Origin of the sequence: Novosphingobium sp. Fuku2-ISO-50, from assembly GCF_001519055.1 — a bacterium.
Classification (GTDB): Bacteria; Pseudomonadota; Alphaproteobacteria; order Sphingomonadales; family Sphingomonadaceae; genus Novosphingobium.
In genome coordinates this window covers 41433-58133 of the sequence record NZ_KQ954287.1, presented here as the reverse complement: position 1 = coordinate 58133, position 16701 = coordinate 41433, and the positions used below count along the sequence as shown (strand labels likewise).

18 protein-coding genes, 1 tRNA gene and 1 pseudogene are annotated in these 16701 nt (G+C 64.8%); 10 read left to right on the top strand and 10 right to left on the bottom strand.

What is annotated here, in order from left to right; genetic code table 11:
* Nucleotides 1-52: 52 nt before the first annotated feature.
* From AQZ50_RS05955 to AQZ50_RS19980, 4 genes and pseudogenes are all read left to right on the top strand, one after another.
* Entirely contained in the window at nt 53-640 is a 588-nt protein-coding gene (locus tag AQZ50_RS05955) for a RecX family transcriptional regulator (protein ID WP_067744668.1), read from the top strand.
* Nucleotides 621-1148, top strand: a complete 528-nt coding sequence (locus AQZ50_RS05950; protein WP_067744095.1) for a DUF192 domain-containing protein — start codon at nt 621-623, stop codon at nt 1146-1148. The genes AQZ50_RS05955 and AQZ50_RS05950 overlap by 20 nt, the downstream gene beginning before the upstream one ends.
* Nucleotides 1149-1214: 66 nt before the next feature.
* Nucleotides 1215-1631: an NADH:ubiquinone oxidoreductase subunit NDUFA12 gene (locus AQZ50_RS05945; RefSeq protein WP_067744092.1), complete on the top strand. Its 417-nt coding sequence runs from the start codon at nt 1215-1217 to the stop codon at nt 1629-1631.
* A gap of 27 nt (nt 1632-1658) precedes the next feature.
* Nucleotides 1659-2129, top strand: a pseudogene (locus AQZ50_RS19980) (DUF2155 domain-containing protein); the annotation flags it as partial.
* A gap of 35 nt (nt 2130-2164) precedes the next feature.
* On the opposite strand, the gene aat reads toward AQZ50_RS19980, so the two are convergent.
* The gene (gene aat / locus AQZ50_RS05935) at nt 2165-2971 is read right to left on the bottom strand and encodes a leucyl/phenylalanyl-tRNA--protein transferase (protein WP_197412393.1); all 807 of its coding nucleotides are present in this window, start codon (nt 2969-2971) and stop codon (nt 2165-2167) included.
* 89 nt (nt 2972-3060) lie between these two features.
* On the opposite strand from aat, the gene AQZ50_RS05930 reads away from it, so the two are divergent.
* Nucleotides 3061-3136, top strand: a tRNA-Trp gene (locus tag AQZ50_RS05930).
* A 245-nt stretch (nt 3137-3381) separates the two neighbouring features.
* Here AQZ50_RS05930 and AQZ50_RS05925 read toward each other — a convergent pair.
* Nucleotides 3382-3774, bottom strand: coding sequence for a type II toxin-antitoxin system HicB family antitoxin (locus AQZ50_RS05925; RefSeq protein WP_067744662.1), 393 nt, complete (start codon nt 3772-3774; stop codon nt 3382-3384).
* A 29-nt stretch (nt 3775-3803) separates the two neighbouring features.
* Nucleotides 3804-4166 (bottom strand): type II toxin-antitoxin system HicA family toxin, encoded by a 363-nt coding sequence (locus tag AQZ50_RS20900; protein ID WP_231730131.1) that lies wholly within the window; start codon nt 4164-4166, stop codon nt 3804-3806.
* A 63-nt stretch (nt 4167-4229) separates the two neighbouring features.
* Here AQZ50_RS20900 and AQZ50_RS05915 point away from each other — a divergent pair, with 63 nt between their 5' ends.
* Nucleotides 4230-6023, top strand: a complete 1794-nt coding sequence (locus AQZ50_RS05915; RefSeq protein WP_067744083.1) for a sensor domain-containing diguanylate cyclase — start codon at nt 4230-4232, stop codon at nt 6021-6023.
* Here the strand turns inward: AQZ50_RS05915 and AQZ50_RS05910 are convergent, their stop codons facing one another.
* Entirely contained in the window at nt 6024-7355 is a 1332-nt protein-coding gene (locus AQZ50_RS05910) for an AMP-binding protein (RefSeq protein WP_067744081.1), read from the bottom strand.
* Nucleotides 7356-7684: 329 nt separating this feature from the next.
* On the opposite strand from AQZ50_RS05910, the gene secE reads away from it, so the two are divergent.
* From secE to rplA, 4 genes are all read left to right on the top strand, one after another.
* Nucleotides 7685-7879, top strand: coding sequence for a preprotein translocase subunit SecE (gene secE, locus AQZ50_RS05905; protein WP_067744078.1), 195 nt, complete (start codon nt 7685-7687; stop codon nt 7877-7879).
* 35 nt (nt 7880-7914) lie between these two features.
* On the top strand, nt 7915-8451 hold the full coding sequence (gene nusG, locus AQZ50_RS05900) for a transcription termination/antitermination protein NusG (protein ID WP_067744075.1): 537 nt from the start codon (nt 7915-7917) through the stop codon (nt 8449-8451).
* Nucleotides 8452-8639: 188 nt separating this feature from the next.
* Complete coding sequence (rplK, locus tag AQZ50_RS05895) at nt 8640-9071, top strand: 50S ribosomal protein L11 (protein WP_067744072.1); 432 nt, start codon at nt 8640-8642, stop codon at nt 9069-9071.
* A gap of 4 nt (nt 9072-9075) precedes the next feature.
* Nucleotides 9076-9777 (top strand): 50S ribosomal protein L1, encoded by a 702-nt coding sequence (gene rplA, locus AQZ50_RS05890; protein ID WP_067744069.1) that lies wholly within the window; start codon nt 9076-9078, stop codon nt 9775-9777.
* Nucleotides 9778-9848: 71 nt separating this feature from the next.
* Here rplA and AQZ50_RS05885 read toward each other — a convergent pair whose 3' ends face one another.
* The 6 genes from AQZ50_RS05885 to AQZ50_RS05860 all read right to left on the bottom strand — a co-directional run bounded on the left by AQZ50_RS05885 (nt 9849) and on the right by AQZ50_RS05860 (nt 16687).
* On the bottom strand, nt 9849-10754 hold the full coding sequence (locus tag AQZ50_RS05885; protein WP_067744066.1) for an NAD-dependent epimerase/dehydratase family protein: 906 nt from the start codon (nt 10752-10754) through the stop codon (nt 9849-9851).
* Nucleotides 10755-10847: 93 nt separating this feature from the next.
* Entirely contained in the window at nt 10848-12209 is a 1362-nt protein-coding gene (locus tag AQZ50_RS05880) for a hypothetical protein (RefSeq protein WP_067744063.1), read from the bottom strand.
* A 109-nt stretch (nt 12210-12318) separates the two neighbouring features.
* Nucleotides 12319-12885 carry a chorismate--pyruvate lyase family protein gene (locus tag AQZ50_RS05875; protein WP_067744060.1) on the bottom strand — a complete coding sequence of 189 codons (567 nt, stop codon included), beginning with the start codon at nt 12883-12885 and terminating at the stop codon, nt 12319-12321.
* Nucleotides 12882-13643 carry a competence/damage-inducible protein A gene (locus AQZ50_RS05870; RefSeq protein ID WP_067744057.1) on the bottom strand — a complete coding sequence of 254 codons (762 nt, stop codon included), beginning with the start codon at nt 13641-13643 and terminating at the stop codon, nt 12882-12884. The genes AQZ50_RS05875 and AQZ50_RS05870 overlap by 4 nt, the downstream gene beginning before the upstream one ends.
* Before the next feature lie 42 nt (nt 13644-13685).
* Nucleotides 13686-15191, bottom strand: a complete 1506-nt coding sequence (locus AQZ50_RS05865; protein WP_067744054.1) for a flavin-containing monooxygenase — start codon at nt 15189-15191, stop codon at nt 13686-13688.
* A gap of 77 nt (nt 15192-15268) precedes the next feature.
* On the bottom strand, nt 15269-16687 hold the full coding sequence (locus AQZ50_RS05860; RefSeq protein WP_067744052.1) for a serine hydrolase domain-containing protein: 1419 nt from the start codon (nt 16685-16687) through the stop codon (nt 15269-15271).
* Nucleotides 16688-16701 lie beyond the last annotated feature (14 nt).

The window sequence follows — 16701 nt, the reverse complement described above, 5'->3', positions numbered from 1 at the left end:
TGAGGCCAGAGTTCTCCTTTATCCGCGACTGTGGCACGAATAAGGCGTGATGATGGACGAACGGGACAATCAGGGGCGTTCGGGCAAACGCAGGGCACCAAAGCCGCTCGATTCGCGCCAGATCGACGAGCTGGCGCTGTCTTACGTCGCGCGCTTTGCAACGAGCGCGGGGCGGCTGTCGGCCTATCTGACGCGCAAGATCAGAGAGCGCGGCTGGGATGGCGAGGCACCGCCCGATGTGGCGGCGGCGGTCGCACGGATGGTCGATCTCGGCTATGTCGACGATGCCGGATTTGCTCTGGCGCGCGGGGCAAGCCTGATGCGCCGGGGCTATGGCGCGCGGCGGATTGCCGAAACGCTGGCGCGCGACGGAATCGAGGCGCCCCTGATCGCGCAAGCGGGCGGCAACGAGCATGAAAATCGCATCGCTGCGCTGGCCTTTGCCCGGCGGCGGCGGTTGGGGCCGTTCGGGCGCGGTTCAGGCGAAGGGGGCGAATGCGTCCTTGATCCGGCCCTGCGCGCGCGGCAAGTGGCGGCGATGATGCGCGCCGGGCATTCGCATGGCACGGCGCGCGCGCTGGTCGATGCGGCCGATGTGGCGGCGGCGCAGGAATGGGTGGATGAAGCTGATGATTCGTAAAGTGGTTTTCCGCATCGTTGGGGGCGTTGTCGCAGGCGCCGTGCTTGCCGCCTGTTCGCCGGTCGCGGCCGGCGATACGCCCGGCAACACGGCGGATCCGGCAGCCTCTGCGCATGCGCCGCGTCTGCACCCGATTTCGGGCCTTGCGGTCATCCCGCTTACCGTCACCGGCGCGCGCGGCGCGCACACGTTTCAGGTCGAAGTCGCCGCGACCGCGTCCGAGCAGGAGCGCGGGCTGATGTTTCGCCGCGCGATGGGCGCCGACGAAGGCATGATCTTTCCGACCAATCCGCCCCGGCGCACTGCATTCTGGATGAGAAACACCGTCATCGGGCTCGACATCCTGTTCATCGGCGCCGATCATAAAGTGCTCAATATCGCGCGCAATGCCGTGCCTTACGACGAGACTCCGCTGCCCTCGGCAGGCGAGGCGGCGGGCGTGCTCGAATTGAACGCCGGGCGCGCGGCGGAACTGGGCATCAATCCCGGCGATACCGTCCAATGGTAGTAAGTCCGAAATGAGCTGCACGACGTCCTTGCTTCATCCCCCCGGAAAGGGCTAAGCGCTAGCGCCATGAGCATCCTCGGCACGATTTTCACATGGTGGGACGGCGCCACCTTCGGCACCTGGCTCGACAGCGCCCGTCACGGCGAGCAAGTTGGGCAAGACGCGCAGGGTAATCGATATTACCGCGCGAAAAAGCCTTACCCCAAGGGCCACCCCTTTGCCGGGCGTGAGCGCCGCTGGGTCATCTACAATGGTGCCAACGATGCCAGCCGCGTGCCGGCCGAATGGCATGGCTGGCTGCACGGCAGCTTTGACGGCGTGCCCGAAAGCAATCTGCCCCCGGCGCGCGTCTGGGAAGTCGATTATACGCCCAACGCCACGGGCACTTCGGCGGCCTATCGTCCGCAGGGTGCGCTTGAACGCGGTGGTCAGCGCGCCGCGGCGACGGGCGATTACGAAGCCTGGTCGCCCGACCAGGCCTGACCCCTCGCCCATTCGCAAACCCACCCCATGATGCGCCCGGTTCCCGCTTTGCGAGTTTTTTCAGCGTTGCGGGTGGCTGGGCGGGTGGCTGGGCGGGTGGCCGGACGAGTGGTTGGCCCGGTCGGGCTGGCGTTGGCGCTTGCCGCCTGCAACCGTCAGTCCGAAGCGCCGCCGCCTGCCGAAGCGACCGAGGCCGCCGGACCATCGGCATTGGCAAGCGGCGTGGTCGAAAACGACTATGGCACGCCGGTCAAGGACCGCGTCGCCACGATTGGCCTGATCAACAAGCGCAACAATATCACGCAGGATGTGGTGCTAAGGCCCGGCGAATCGCGCCGGGTGGGCAATGTCATCATCAAGCTGGCGACCTGCGAGCGCACCGCGCCATGGGAAGACCCGCAGGAAACCGGCGCCTTCGTCCAGGTCTTTGTCGAGGAACGTGCCAGCATTCAGGACCGGCTGGCCTGGCACAAGGTGTTTTCCGGCTGGCTGTTCAAGAACACGCCTTCGCTCAATGTGGTCGAACATCCGGTCTATGACGTCTGGGTCAAGGACTGCGCGATGAAATTCCCGGGCGAAGAAGACGAGCCCGCCGCCGCCGCTTCGATGAGAGCGGCAAAGCCCAAGGGCAAAAGCGCGCCCGCCCCCGATGTCGCCGCAGATGCGGCAGGCGGGGACGACGCCCCGGTTGAAGACGCCCCGCCGCAGTAAAGTGCCCGATCGCCGGGCTCGGCAGGCCGCATGGCATGGGCCAACAGCGCCAGATAGTCGGCCTGGGGCAATTCGACCGCGCCCAGCGAGGCCAGATGCGGCGTGGTGAACTGGCAATCGAGCAGTTCCGCGCCGCCAAAGCGCAAGGCCGCGACCAGCCAGGCCAGCGCCACTTTCGATGCATCGGTTTCGCGGGCAAACATGCTCTCGCCGCAAAATACGCGGGAAAAGCCCACGCCATAGAGCCCGCCGACCAGCCGTTCCACGCCATCGGGCCCGGTCGCCCATGTTTCGATGGAATGGGCTGCGCCCAAGGCGTGCAATTGGCGATAACTGTCGCGGATGCGCGCGCTGATCCAGCTTTCTTCCGCATCGGCGCGCGGCGCGGCGCAATGATCGATCACGGCGTCGAACGCGGTGTTGCAGGTCACGCGGAAATGGTCGCGGCGCAGCGTTTTGGCCAGCGAGCGCGACAGGTGAAAGCCGTCGAGCGGCAGGATCGCGCGCATACGCGGCTCGACCCAATAGATTTCGGGATCGTCACGGCTGTCGGCCATGGGAAAGATCCCGGCGCGATAAGCCCTGAGCAAAAGCTCGGGCGGAATGATATGAGGATCTTCGCGCGCCATGGTCTGTCGATTTTGATGATCTCTGCGGTTGCATCCCTTTCGTCAACCCACTATGGGCGACGCTCTTCCGGTGCGTAAGCCCTGGATGCAGGAGTGTAGCTCAGTTGGTAGAGCATCGGTCTCCAAAACCGAGGGCCGTGGGTTCGAGTCCCCCCACTCCTGCCATTTTCTTTCAGAAGCTGTTATATTTCAGTTCGTCAGGAAGGGGTGGCGTTGGCCGCTTTTCCAGCGGCAGCTAATTCGTCAATTTGAGAATCAATTTCCGGGGTGCGTTCGAACCGCTCGCCTCGGAGTCTTTTGCTTGGCAAATGCCGTATGAAAGTGGCGCTCAAGGATCGGGCAGTCGGCGGGCAATCCTTGACGACCAGATCGAAATCACTGGCGGTAGAGGATGTCCTCTCGATCACCGGTCAATGCGCGCCCTGAATTTCGTTGAGCACCGATTGAGCGATGAACGCGCTGCGGGTCAGGTTGCGCTCGGTCGCGGCTCTGTCGATCGCGACCAGCATGCCCCGGTCAAGCGAGATATTTGCGCGAACCACTTTCCCGTCGTTACGCACGTAAGGAACCGCAACGATGAAAGCGCCGGCGGCCAGATCGGCAGCCGCAGCGCCTTGCACTTCGTCGAGGCGCATCGGTTGCACGAACGGGGTATCTTCGAACCACAGGCTCAACGCCTCACACGCGTTGGGCACGATGTCCTTCACGTCATCCGCAGCCGAAAAACAGCCGGGCAGATCGGGGAAAGACACGCCCCAGGCGCTATCTTCATCCTTATGCACGATGGCATAAAAATATTTCATGTCGCCCTCCTTGGCGCCGGTCGGGTGGGTCAGAGCCACCCGGCCATCTTTGCTATGTTGCGAGCGGTGCCCAGCGGCAGATCCTTTTTCGGGTGCGGGACAATCACGACCCGATCGGCTTTGCGGAACTTGTGATGCGAACCGGCGACTTTCACCAGTTCGAACCCTTCGTCGACAAGGCGCTTGACGATCTGCCTGCTGTTTCGCTCCATGCGCAAATATATGCACATGGCGTGGGCGGTGTGCAATGGATAATGCGCAAATAATTGCGCATTGCGTTCTCGCGGGTTCGGTAGTTGCGGGTTTGCCGAGGGTCGCGCCTCTGTTCGGGGGCTTCCCATCCTTTCGCGCCTCATGCCTTCACGGCAGTCGTTTGCCGCATGAATCTGCATCCGCGCGTCTTTGGGTGGCCGTTGGCAATGGTCTGTTAACACGTATTGCCAAAAGGTGACCGTATGGTGCTGAGGCAAGATCAGGTGAGCGATGGCGAAGGCCGCGTGCTGCGCGACCGGGCTCTGTGGGCTTTTGTGGGCGCCGCGACCTATTTCCTGATGGCCACGGCGACGATTGTCCTGACCAGCGACGGGCGCAGTCATGCCACCGTCTGGCCGGCGGATGCGGTCATCCTGGCGCTGATGTTGTCACGGCCACGGCGCGACTGGTCTGCGTTGCTGCTGGCGGGATGGCTGGCCAATCTTCTGGCCAATGGCGTGGCGCGGGGCTGGTCGGGCGGCATCGTGTTCTATGGCGTGATCAACATGGCCCAGACGGCGATGGCGGCCTGGTGTATGGATCGTTCGCGGGCGAGCGAGGAAATCCTGGCCGATGGGCGCACGATGGTGCGTTTCCTGTTCGGCGCGGGGCTGGTCACGCCGGCGTTGGGGGCGGGGGCCGGGGCGCTGGTCTCGGCACTGACCTATGGAACGCCCATGGGGACGTCGTTCCTGCGCTGGTATGGCAGCAACGCGCTTGGGTTCGTCATTTTCACGCCTTTTTTCAAAGCGTTGTTTGATGGAAGCTATGCCCGCGCGATCAAGGCGCAATCCCCCGTCGGGCATGCGCGCGCGCTGGGGCTGTTTGCGCTCCATGCGGCGGTGACGGTTGTCGTTTTTGCCCAGAGTGGATTGCCGATCCTGTTCCTGTCGTTTTCCACGCTGCTTTTGCTGTCGTTCGGATCGGGGCGGCTGTCGACTCAGGGCGGGGTCATTCTGGTCGCGGTGATCGGTGCGATGGCCTCGCTGCACCAGGGCGGGCCGATGGCTCTGATTCATCAGGGGCCGGTGTTTCAGGCGCTGTTTTTTCAGGCCTATCTGGCGGTCTTGTTGTGCACGGCGATGCCGGTTGCGGCAATCGTCGCCTCGCGCGCAGAGGCCCGCGCCTTGCTGGCCGATCGCGAAGAACTGCTTCGGCTGATCATGGCGCATTCGCCCGATGCGATTCTCGGCTTCGATGGCGCGGGCATCTGTCGCTGGGCGGATGGCCCGGTGCGCGATTATCTGGGGCGAAGCCCTGAGGATCTGGTCGGCGTGTCTTTGACAAAGCTGGCGACGCGCGCCGGGGTTGCGCTCGATCAGTTGTTGCAAGGGCCCGCCGCGGGCGGATTGCGCACGGTCGAATTTCGCGCACCGGGCCAGCCGCAGATCACGCTCGAGGCTTCGCTGCGCGTCGCACAAGGGGAAAGCCAGGCGGTCGGATCGGTCATCACGCTGCGCGACATCACGTTGCGCAAGGCGCGCGAACTGGCGATTTCGCGGCGGATCGAAACCGATGACCTGACCGGTGTGTTCAGCCGCGCCGGGTTTCGCCAGCGGTTTCTGCGGGCGATCGAGGCGGCCGCCGCCACGCCCGGACGCGAGCTGACGCTGGCCTTGATCGATGTCGATCATTTCAAGACCATCAACGACACCCATGGCCATCCGGCGGGCGATGCCGCGCTGGTCGAAATCGCCCGCCGCCTGTTGGCCGGCACGCGCGAGGATGATGTCGTCGGGCGGTTGAGCGGGGACGAATTCGCCATCCTGTTCCGCTGCGGCCTCGAAACCGCGCGCGCGGCCTGCGAACGGATCACCAGGATGATCGCGGCAGAGCCGATCGTGATCGCGGGGAATGTGCGGGTCTTGACCTCGATTTCGTGCGGGCTGGCGCAAATGCATCCGGGGATGACCCGCGACGCGCTGTTCGACAGCGCCGATCTGGCGCTTTACGAAGCGAAGCGATCAGGGCGCAACGGGGTTCGCGCCGTCGCCTGATTAGGGGGCCAAATGAAGCCGCCCTTGCGTATCGAGATGGCCGCGATCGCCGGTCAGCACCCAGCCATCGCGGGTCAGCGCCATGGCGGTCGCTTCGGGCCGGTTCCAATAGCCGAGCATGGTGCTGGACGATCGCGCCGCGATGGCGCCCGTCGTTCCTGCGGGAAGCGGGGTGCCGTCGGCGTCGACAATGCGGAGTTCCACCCCCGGCAAGGCATGCCCGACGGCGCTGGTCGCCTCGGCCTCGTCGGGGGGCAGCATGGCGATTGTCCCTGCGGTTTCGGGGCGGCCATAGCTGCGGACAAGGCGCGCGGACAGCCGCGCCCGGACGCGTCGGCGCAGCCCGGCGGCGACCGCCTGCGGGCCGCAGGTGATATAGCGCAAGGTTTGGCACGCGGTCGCGGCGGGATGGTCGAGCACGGCGCCAAGGTCGGCGGGCGCGATATAGAGCCGCGTTACCCTGTGGGCAGCGAGGGCGGCTACGATGTCGGCGGGATCGGCAGGGGCGCGAATCACGGCAGGCACGCCCGCGGCGAGAGCCATGACCACCGGGCCGATCCCCGCGATGCGCCAGAACGGCATGGCCACCATCAGCGCTTCGTCATCGCCGGGCGCGACGTGGGGCAAATCATGGCCCAGCATCGCCTTGCGCAGGCCAAGCAGATTGCAATGCGACAAGAGCGTGCCGCGCAAGTCACGGGGGCGCAAGTCAGGGGGGCGCAAGTCAGGGGGGCGCAGTTCACGGGGCGGATTGACCACCGGGCCGGGCTCGTAAAGGTGCAGGACCGCGGCATTGGGGGCAGGCGCGGCCAGCCTGGCGGGGGCAAGGCCCGCGATCCAGCGCCGCGTTTCATCGGCATCGAGGCAGCGCACAGGGCCGGAGCGCACGGGGTCGGAGCGTACAGGGCCCGGGAGCCCCGCCATGGCGGCCCTGACCATGGCATGCCCGCTGCCCAGAAACACCGCCTTTGCCCCGGCGTCTTCGACGATGGCCTGCGCGGCATCACAGGCATGGTCAGGCTCGATCGGCACCATGACCACCCCGGCGCGCGCCGCAGCCAGAAACAACATGAAAAACAGCCCGGCATCGCGCCCCTGCCAGGCGATTCGATCGCCCTCGTCGACGCCAAGCTCGCCAAAACCCGCCGCGATCGCTGCCGTGATCCGGTCGAGGTCTGCAAAGTCGAGCACCGCGTCGGAGGTATCGAGCGCAAGCCGACCGGGCCTGTCTTCGGCCCAGAAGCGCACATAGCCGTCAAGCGTGAAGACATGCGCAGTGCGCTCGGCCGTGTCAGGCACTGCCGAAGGCACGGCGAGGTGCGGCTCGCCCATGCATCACTCTCCCTTTCACGTGCCGTCCGGTACTCGTGCCGGCGGCATCGCTTTCGTTTTTTCCGAAGACAGCCCCCCGGAGCGCGTATCAGGCCACGGCTTTGGCGCTTGTGCAACAGGCATTGCAGCGAATCGGGCGCAATTGCGCGGGATTCGCACTGCCTTGCGCCGCTGTTCAGGCCTGCCCTTGCGTTTTTGCGCGTCGCCGCCTAGATGCGAATCTCTCCCGCATACATGGAGCGTTACTTGCCCCTCCCGGACTTGTCCGGGGCGGCGATGACCCCTAGGCGGAAGGCGTGTACATTTTCGTTGAAGGCAAGAAGAGAGCCATGGCCAGGACCAGCCCGAGCGAGTTTTTCAACCAGGTCAAAGCCGAAGCGCGCAAGGTCGTTTGGCCGACCCGCCAGGAAACCGTGACCACGGCGATTTTTGTCGGGGTCATGATGCTGCTGCTGTCGGTGTTCTTCCTCGGTATCGATACCCTGTTCGGCTATGCCGTCCGGCTTCTTCTTTCGCTTGCTTGATTGCCCTAAGCGGCAGTTCTGTTCAGGAAATCCCCATGGCCCGTTGGTATATCATCCACGCCTATTCCGGCTTTGAAAACAAGGTCCGCGAAGCGATCATCGCCGAAGCCGAGCGCAAAGGCCTGTCACAACTGGTCGAAGCGGTCGAAGTGCCGACCGAGACCGTGACCGAAGTCAAGCGCGGCAAGAAAGTCCAGGTCGAACGCAAGTTCATGCCCGGCTATGTTCTCGCCAAGCTGACCTTGAACGACGACATCTATCACCTGGTCAAGAACACGGCCAAAGTGACCGGCTTTCTCGGCACCAACAACAAGCCGCAGCCGATTTCCGAAAAGGAAGCGCAGCGCTATTTCGGCGCGCGCGATGCCATGGCTGCCGAACCGAGCAACCAGATCCTGGTCGATTACGAAATCGGCGATTCGGTCAAAGTCAACGCGGGGCCCTTCGCTTCGTTCAACGGCATCGTCGAAGAGCTCGATTTCGAAAAGCAGCGCGTCAAGGTGTCGGTGTCGATCTTCGGTCGCGCCACACCGGTCGAACTCGCTTTCGAAGAAGTCGAACTGGTCAGATAACAGGCGCGCCTCTTCTCGCTTGCGGGGGGAGGCGGTGCTTGCATTTTTCGCGCGTGCTGTTATGCGCGCGCCCTTCACCCGGTAAAACCCGGGTGTTTCCGCTGCGGGAGGCGCGGGCCTTTATGGTTCGCTCTGTTTGACCGCTACCTCTGCGGGGGCAACCCCAACAGGACTACAAGGAGGCCATCATGGCCAAAAAGATCGACTGCTATATCAAGCTGCAGATCAAGGCAGGCGAAGCCAAGCCTTCGCCGCCGATCGGGCCTGCGCTGGGTCAGCGCGGCGTGAATATCATGGGTTTCTGCAAGGAATTCAACGCCGCCACTCAGGAAGTGGAAAAGGGCACGCCGTTGCCGACGGTGATCACCGTCTATGCCGACCGCTCGTTCACGTTCATCACCAAGACGCCGCCGGCGACCTTCTTCATCAAGCAGGCGCTCGGTCTCAAGTCTGGTTCGAAGACTCCGGGCAAGGCTTCTGCCGGCACGATCACGCAGGCGCAGCTTGCCGAAATCGCCCAGGCGAAGATGAAGGATCTCAACGCCAACTCGATCGAGCAGGCGGCGAAGATCATCGAAGGTTCTGCCCGTTCGATGGGCATCCAGGTTGTGGAGGGCTGATCCGATGGCAACGCAGACCAAGAAGGCCAAGGCCCTTACCGCCAAGCTCGGCGACAACCAGAAGCTTTACGGCATCGATGAAGCCATCGCGCTGTTGAAGGATCTCAAGAGCGCCAAGTTCGACGAATCGCTCGAAGTCGCGCTGAATCTCGGCGTCGATCCGCGTCATGCCGACCAGATGGTTCGCGGCATGGTCACGCTGCCTTCGGGCACCGGCAAGGACGTCAAGGTTGCCGTGTTCGCGCGCGGCGACAAGGCCGAAGCGGCGCTCGCCGCCGGGGCTGACCGCGTCGGCGCCGAAGACCTGCTCGAAGAAATGCAGGGCGGCAATGTCGATTATGGCCGCGTCATCGCGACGCCGGACATGATGGGCGTCGTCGGCCGTCTCGGCAAGATCCTGGGCCCCAAGGGCCTCATGCCGAACCCGAAGCTGGGCACCGTGACTCCGAACGTTGCCGAAGCGATCAAGGCAGCCAAGGGCGGCCAGATCGAATTCCGCGTCGAAAAGGCCGGGATCATCCATGGCGGCATCGGCAAGCTGTCGTTCTCGAACGAAGCGCTGCGCGCCAACTTCGACGCGTTTGTCGACGCGATCGTCAAGGCCAAGCCGTCGGGCGCCAAGGGCAAGTATCTGCGCAAGGTCGGCCTGTCGAGCTCGATGGGTCCGGGGATCAAGGTCGATCTGACCGAAGTCCACGGCGGCTGATCCGTCAGACACCGAACACGAAAAAGGGCGGTCGGGAGCAGTCCCGGCCGCCCTTTTCGTATGCGCGCCGATCAAAAGGGAAGCGGCGCCCCTGTGCGCAGGCTTTCGAGCAGCGCGGCAAAGTCCGTCGTGCAGCGAAAGCCCAGTTCGCGCTCGATCAGGCCCGCATCATAGACCCGGTCGATCGAGCGCGGCAGAGTCCAGCCGCGCGCGGCAAACAGCGCGGCGGCATCGGGGAAGTGGCGCGCGATGACCGAGGCCGCGTCGCGTTTGAGCTCGACCGCTTCGTCGCGGCGGAACGGGGTCGGCGCGGACACGATATAGGCGGCAAAGCCGGGCTTTGCCGCATCGAGCGCATGGATGCATGCGGCCACGGCATCGGTCAGCGTCAGGCGGCGGTGAAGCAGCTCGATGGCGCGTGCATTGTCGCCCCGGATCAGGCCGATGGCGTTGTCGTCTTCGGGGAAGAAGCGCGACAGGCGCAACGCGGCGACCGCAATGTTTCCTTCGGCAAACAGGCGAGCGAGATTTTCCGCCGCCAGCTTGGTCGCGCCATAGATGTTGCGCGGCGCCAGCGGGCCGTGGCTTTCATCGAGGAATTGCGCGCGATCAGCCTGCCCCGCCGAGAGCGCGGCATCGATCATCAGCGAAGTGCTCGATGTCAGCACGATCCGCGTGCAGCCGGCGGCGCGTGCGGCTTCGAGGACATTGAGCGTGCCGCTCACGTTGACATCGACAAAGGCGCGCATCGCGGCCTTTCGCAAGTCGGGCTGGTGCAGCGCGGCGGTGTGGATCACGGCGTCGGCGCCAAAGGCAAAGGCGCGGTCGACCACGGTGCGATTGGCGACCGAGCCGACAACTTGCGTTTCGGGCCCGGCCACGAGGTCGAGCCCGGTAACGCGGTGATCCTTTGCGCGTAACGCGGCGGCGAGTTGTCGGCCCAATCGGCCTGATGATCCCGTCAGGACTATGCGCAAAATTATCCATCCCGCTTGTTTGTCATCAGCGGGATAGAGGTCATTTCTCCGACATCTGCAATTCGGACAAAGTCCGAATTGCAGATTGAAGGATCAGAACGCGACCCAGGTAAACAGGCGGAGCGAGTTGTTGTCACTGGCGTTGGCTGTGGTGCCGTCGAACTGCCGGTATGCGGTGTATTGCGCGCCGACGCGCAGATTGACCAGCGGGCCGAGTGGACCATTGCCCGCGCCCCAGGGGGTGAAGTCGATTTGCCCCATGACCCCGTTGCTGTCGGGGCGGTCAATCGTGTTGCCGGCATAGACGAAGTTGTTGACCGATCCTGTCGTGGTAAAGCCGGTGAGCGTCAGTCCGACTTTGCCGTGCCAGTTATAGGCCACGTCGCCACGCAGCTCGCCAATGTTGACGTTCGCGCAATCGAGCGGCATTTCGCTGAGCGCGCAGCTCGCCTGCAGGCTCTGGGCTTCATGGATATAGCGGGCCTGAAGGGTAAAAGTGTCGCCCTTGCCCAAGGGCAGCATGTACGAACCATCGACCCCGAGATCGGTGTAATGGTCGGTCACCCCGGTTGAACGGTCGCGCCCGGGATTGATCGCCGCCTTCAGGGCAAGCGCGCCGACATGCAACGTGCCGTTGCCCAGATCGCGCTGATAGGCGATGCGGCCATAGGGCGCGACACCATGGATGTCGCCCATCCCGATCGGATCAGCGCCCAGCCATTGCAGCGTGCCCGACGCCGGGGACGTATAGCCGCCGGCCTCAAGATAGAAGTGGTGGTCGATCCAGGCATAAGCCGACACGCCGAGCACTTGCTGCGCCAGCGCGCCGTTGACCAAGGTCGCCGCGCCCGGGGTCTGTGCCACGGCGCCGCCGGTATAGGGGAAGCCCCAAGCCGGCGTGGTGTTGAACACGTCCTGTGCGGTCGGGTTGTTGTTGATGTCAAACCCGTAGGTCGCGTCCTTGCCGAACAGCTTGCCCTGATTGACCACGCGGATATCGATATTGTCCCAAGTCCAGACTTTGCCGATACCGTCGTAGGTGACCTGCGCCAGCCCGCCGACATGCTCGCCGATCCCGCCGCCGAGGAATAAGCCGACCTGATCCAGCGTGAAATTGTCGTTGGGCTTCAGGTTGTCCGGCGCGGGCACCTGATCGGCCTTGGTGTGGGTGTATGCCCCGATCGCCATCGCCGACAGCGGCACGTTGAACGCCTTGGCGCGCATCGTATAACCGTTCAGCTTGAATTCGCGCCCGAATGTGGTGAGTTGCGGCCCGAAACCGCCGACATGGCAGGCCTGGCACGGTTGCCCGGTCTGGTCGGCAAAGCTCGGCACGGCCGCAGCGGGCCGCGTCAGCGCCAGCGCACCGAGGCAAGCTGCCGTGGGCAGCGCCAGACGGAGTGCCAGCTTGGTATGCTGCAGTGCAGTTCGTTTTGTGTTGGATGCGTTTGGCATCGGATTTCCCCCTGTCCAGCGATTGCATCGTAGTCCCCGCGTTGGCCTATGGCCCATTTTGGCATGGTTGTCCTTGATTCGGATCAGATACAAGCCTCGGACAATACGCTCAGCGCGGCGCGATATTGGCCCGCGTGTAGCATTCGCTGACCAGGCTGTAGGCCGTGCCGTCATCGCGATGCAGCACGGCGGTGTTGTGCTGGATCGTGCCGGCGGGGCAGGGCGCCGGCGATGGGGCCCCGGCAGAAAGCGTCCGGCGATGCAGGCCGAGCGGCGCGACGACTTTGCCGAACGGCATGCGCGTGCTGTCGAGGACATGGTTCATGTCCGGCGTCAGCCGCGCGGGGACATACCAGTTGCGCGCATCGGACAGCACCGTTCCGCCGCAGGAAAGCAGGACATGGCGCACGCGCAGCGGTTCGTCCGGCCCGACGCCGAGCGCGGCGCGGATCGCAGGCGTGGCGGGGATGGCGTCGGCATCGTTCTGCGTGGCGGCTTCGACATGCGCCGGATTGGCGATCCCGCGCCGGGCGCACCATTGTTCGAGCGCAAGCGTCGCGCTGTCCTGCGCGGCGAGCGTGCGGCGAAAATCGGCGAGCGTGCCATCGCGGACGCAGCCCGTGGCAAGACCCGCCAGCAGCAGGCCGGACAGGACGGCCGGGATCGCGCGCGTCATATCCCGCCGTCGAACGGCTCTCGTCCGAGGGTGGCCAGGGCCTCGCCCAGCGAGCGGGCGCAGGCGGCGAGCACGGTCGCATCGGTCGACCGGATCACGAAATTGGCGCCCGTGCGGCCTTCGCGAAAGAACGGATAGCTGCCGATCTGGACTCCGGCAAAGCTCGCTTCGGTTTCGCGCAGCAAGTCGGCGATCTCGCTTTCGGCGACCCAGCAGCCGACGGTGTGGGACAGGAGCGGCAACCCGCCTTCGAGCTTTCCGGTCAGCCCGTCGAGCATTTGCGCGGTGATCGAAGGCACGCCCGCCATCAGGAACACATTGCCCGCGCGGATGCCGGGCGCACCCGACAGGCGGTTTTCGATAAGGTCGGCACCCTCGGGCACGCGCGCCATGCGCAACCGGGCCTCGGTCAGCCCGCCACGCGTGGCGTAATGGGATTCGAGAATGGCGCGCGCACGGGGATGGACCACGACCGGCACGCCCAGCGCTTCGGCCACGGCATCGACCGTGATGTCATCGTGAGTCGGGCCGATCCCGCCGGTGGTGAACAGGTAATCGTTGCGCGCGCGCAAGGTGTTTACCGCCTCGACGATCGCTGCGGTCACATCGGGCACGACGCGCACTTCGCGCAGGCGAATCCCCTGCACGCCAAGCCAGGTGGCGATTTGCGCGATGTTCTTGTCCTGCGTGCGGCCAGACAGGATTTCGTCGCCCACGACGATCAGCGCGGCGGTCCAGATGCGGTTGGTTTCGGTCATCAAGGCCCAGCGATATAGCAATGGCGGCCCCGTGCAAGGGGCCTATTCGGCGGCTTGCAGAACGTTTTCGGGGGCGGGTTCGAGCCGCAGCACGCCGTCGTCGAGCGGATCGCTTTTCATCCAGGCGCGATCACGCAGATAATCCTGGCTCAGCCGCCAGCGCATCGCCGACGCGCTTTTGGGCAGGAGATGGCGCGCGCGCGCGATATAGCCCGACGAGAAATCGAACGGATCATGTTCAACGAGGTCGTGATCGGCGGCAAGGACCGGAACAGCGACCGCGAGCCCGCGCGCCTTCATCAGGTTCAGCAGGCGGCAGGCATAGTCGGAGATGATGTCCGCGCGCAGCGTCCACGATGCGTTGAGATAGCCGAACACCGCGACGAGATTGGGCACGTTCGAAAACATGCACGCCTTGTAGTACCAGTGCTGCGACCAATCGATCGGCACGCCGTCGAGGCTGATGGCGATCTTGCCCGCCATGGTCATTTTAAGCCCGGTCGCCGTGACGATCACATCGGCGTCGAGATGCTGTCCCGAGGCGAGCTGCACCCCGGTCGCGTCGATGCGCTCGATCCGGTCGGTGACCACGCTCGCGCGGCCCTTGCGGATCGCGGCGAACAAGTCCCCATCGGGCACGAGGCACAGCCGTTGATCCCACGGGTCATAAGGCGGGGTGAAATCGCGCGCGTTGTAATGGGCCCCAAGCAGCTTTTGCGTTTGTTTGATCAGGAACGCCCTGACTTTGTCGGGCCGGGTGCGCGCGCGGTGAAACACCATCGATTGCAGCTTGATGTTCTTGAACCGGGTCAGGCGATAGGCCAGCTTTTCGGGCAGGACGCGGCGCAAGCCATTGGCCAGCGCATCGCGCGCCGGGCGCGAGGCCATCCAGGTCGGAGTCCTTTGCAGCATGGTGACATGGGCGGCGGTCTTCGCCATGGCCGGGACCACGGTCACCGCGGTTGCGCCCGATCCGATGACCACGACATTCTTTCCGGCATAGTCGAGATCGGCGGGCCAGAATTGCGGATGAACCAGCCGTCCGGCAAAGTCCTGCTTGCCGGGAATATCGGCCTCGTGGGGATCGTCGTAGTCGTAATAGCCCGAGCCGAGGAACAGGAAGCGAGCAGCGATCCGGCTGCGCGCACCGGCGGCTTCGACCTCCAGCCGCCATAGCGCGGCCGCGCTGTCCCAATCGGCGGACACGACGCGCGTGCCAAAGCGGATATGCGGGCGAATGCCGCGTTCGTCGGCAATGCGGTCGAGATAGTCGAGAATGGCCGGGCCGTCGGCGATCGATTTTTCATGCCGCCAGGGTTCGAAGACAAAGCCCAGCGTATGCATGTCGCTGTCCGAGCGGACGCCCGGATAGCGGAACAGATCCCATGTCCCGCCGATGCGGTCGCGGCGATCGAGCACGGCATAACGCTGATCGGGGCACAGCGCCTGCATGTGCGCGGCCATGCCGATGCCCGAAAGCCCCGCGCCCACGATGATCAGATCGAGCGGCGCGTCTGCCGTACCTTGTTGTGTCGCGCTGGCGACCATGGTTCTCTCCCGGCTGTTTTTAATCGACTCGTTAAACACTATGTCAATTCGCAGCGGACTGCCAGCGGCGTGACCATTCAATCAGGGCTGATCAGGATCTGTTCCCAGCGCCCGTTCGGCCCGCGTTCGGCATAGGTGATCACGGTCAGATCGCGCTTGCCGCACGTGACGGTGAAATTGCGGTTGACGAAGCCGCCGCGCAGGCGGGGTTTTGTCTTGGCAGCAAAGCCGGTGCAGGGCCCGAGCGCGGCGAGCGAGCGGTGATAGTCGGCAATCGCCGTGGCGGTGAAATAGCCGCGCGCGTTGTCGGTAAACCGTTTTGCGACAAAGCGTCCGGCGCCGAGCGCGGCGAATTCGGCGCGCGCGTCGTCGATCCGTGCCGCTTCGCCGGTCTGCGCCTGGACTGCGCGGGGCAGGATCACTTTGGCGATCGCGTCGGTCAGCGCGGTATCGGTATCGGAAAAGCCCGCATTGGTCAGCACCACGACAGCGGCGCGATCATCGGGCCAGACGGTGTTTTGCGACAGGAATCCGATCGATTCGCCGCCGTGATCGATGACCCGGCGCCCCTCTCGCTCGGCCAGGTGGACGCCAAGGCCATAGCCGCTGCTGGTCCCGTCGGTCAGGCGCACGGCGGTTTCCTGTTCGGCCCAGTCGCGCGGGGGGAGCACTTGCCGCTCGATCCGCGCGATGTCCCACCGGGCCAGCTCGGACGCGGTCATGGTCAATTCGCCCCCGGCAAACAGCCAGCCGCGCGCAGGCGGCGTCACCGCATGGACCGGGCCGAGCGCATAGCGGTCATGGCCTTGCGGATAGCGCGGCCCCACCGCATCGTCGATGAAGCGCGGGTGAATCGCCAGCGGGCGGAACAGGTACTGGTCGAGCAAGTCGGCCAAAGGCGCGCCACCGGCGAGTTCTGCAATCCGCCCGGCGACGACATAGCCGGTGTTGGAATATTGCCAGCGCGTGCCGGGATCGTAATCGAGCGGTTTCATCGCCCAGCGGCGGATGATCGCTTCGGGCGTGGTCGGCTCGGCCATTGCGGCAAAGGCATAGTCCTGCGGCCAGTAATCCTGCAGCCCGGAAGTGTGCGACAAAAGCTGGCGCACGGTCATGCGCTCCGCGCCGCTGACTTGCGGCAACCATTTGGCCACTTTGTCATCGAGCGACAGGCGGCCCTGATCGGCGAGCAGCAGGATCAGCGCGCCGAGGAACTGCTTCGAATTTGACGCGATCTGATAGGGCATGTCGGGCTTTGCCGGGCCCAGCGTGGCGGATGCCTGTCCCCAGGCGCGCGCCATGACCAGCTTTCCATCGCGCACCACCGCGATCGACACCGAGGGCACCCCGGTCCGCGCGAGCGTCGCGGTGACGGCGCTGTCGATCGCCATGTCCTCGTCCGGGCTCAGCGCCTGGGCGGTTGCGGGCAGGGGGATGGCCGTCAGCGGCAGGGCGGCAAGCGCCAGCGCGATCAGGGTGCGGATCGGTCGTTTCATGGACCGCCACCCTA

Bases quoted from the DNA above. Each gene is read 5' to 3' on its own strand.
- AQZ50_RS05955 (WP_067744668.1), top strand. From the start codon at position 53: ATGGACGAACGGGACAATCAGGGGCGTTCGGGCAAACGCAGGGCACCA.
- AQZ50_RS05950 (WP_067744095.1), top strand. From the start codon at position 621: ATGAAGCTGATGATTCGTAAAGTGGTTTTCCGCATCGTTGGGGGCGTT.
- AQZ50_RS05945 (WP_067744092.1), top strand. From the start codon at position 1,215: ATGAGCATCCTCGGCACGATTTTCACATGGTGGGACGGCGCCACCTTC.
- aat (WP_197412393.1), bottom strand. From the start codon at position 2,971: ATGGCGCGCGAAGATCCTCATATCATTCCGCCCGAGCTTTTGCTCAGG.
- AQZ50_RS05925 (WP_067744662.1), bottom strand. From the start codon at position 3,774: ATGAAATATTTTTATGCCATCGTGCATAAGGATGAAGATAGCGCCTGG.
- AQZ50_RS20900 (WP_231730131.1), bottom strand. From the start codon at position 4,166: ATGCAGATTCATGCGGCAAACGACTGCCGTGAAGGCATGAGGCGCGAA.
- AQZ50_RS05915 (WP_067744083.1), top strand. From the start codon at position 4,230: ATGGTGCTGAGGCAAGATCAGGTGAGCGATGGCGAAGGCCGCGTGCTG.
- AQZ50_RS05910 (WP_067744081.1), bottom strand. From the start codon at position 7,355: ATGGGCGAGCCGCACCTCGCCGTGCCTTCGGCAGTGCCTGACACGGCC.
- secE (WP_067744078.1), top strand. From the start codon at position 7,685: ATGGCCAGGACCAGCCCGAGCGAGTTTTTCAACCAGGTCAAAGCCGAA.
- nusG (WP_067744075.1), top strand. From the start codon at position 7,915: ATGGCCCGTTGGTATATCATCCACGCCTATTCCGGCTTTGAAAACAAG.
- rplK (WP_067744072.1), top strand. From the start codon at position 8,640: ATGGCCAAAAAGATCGACTGCTATATCAAGCTGCAGATCAAGGCAGGC.
- rplA (WP_067744069.1), top strand. From the start codon at position 9,076: ATGGCAACGCAGACCAAGAAGGCCAAGGCCCTTACCGCCAAGCTCGGC.
- AQZ50_RS05880 (WP_067744063.1), bottom strand. From the start codon at position 12,209: ATGCCAAACGCATCCAACACAAAACGAACTGCACTGCAGCATACCAAG.
- AQZ50_RS05875 (WP_067744060.1), bottom strand. From the start codon at position 12,885: ATGACGCGCGCGATCCCGGCCGTCCTGTCCGGCCTGCTGCTGGCGGGT.
- AQZ50_RS05870 (WP_067744057.1), bottom strand. From the start codon at position 13,643: ATGACCGAAACCAACCGCATCTGGACCGCCGCGCTGATCGTCGTGGGC.
- AQZ50_RS05865 (WP_067744054.1), bottom strand. From the start codon at position 15,191: ATGGTCGCCAGCGCGACACAACAAGGTACGGCAGACGCGCCGCTCGAT.
- AQZ50_RS05860 (WP_067744052.1), bottom strand. From the start codon at position 16,687: ATGAAACGACCGATCCGCACCCTGATCGCGCTGGCGCTTGCCGCCCTG.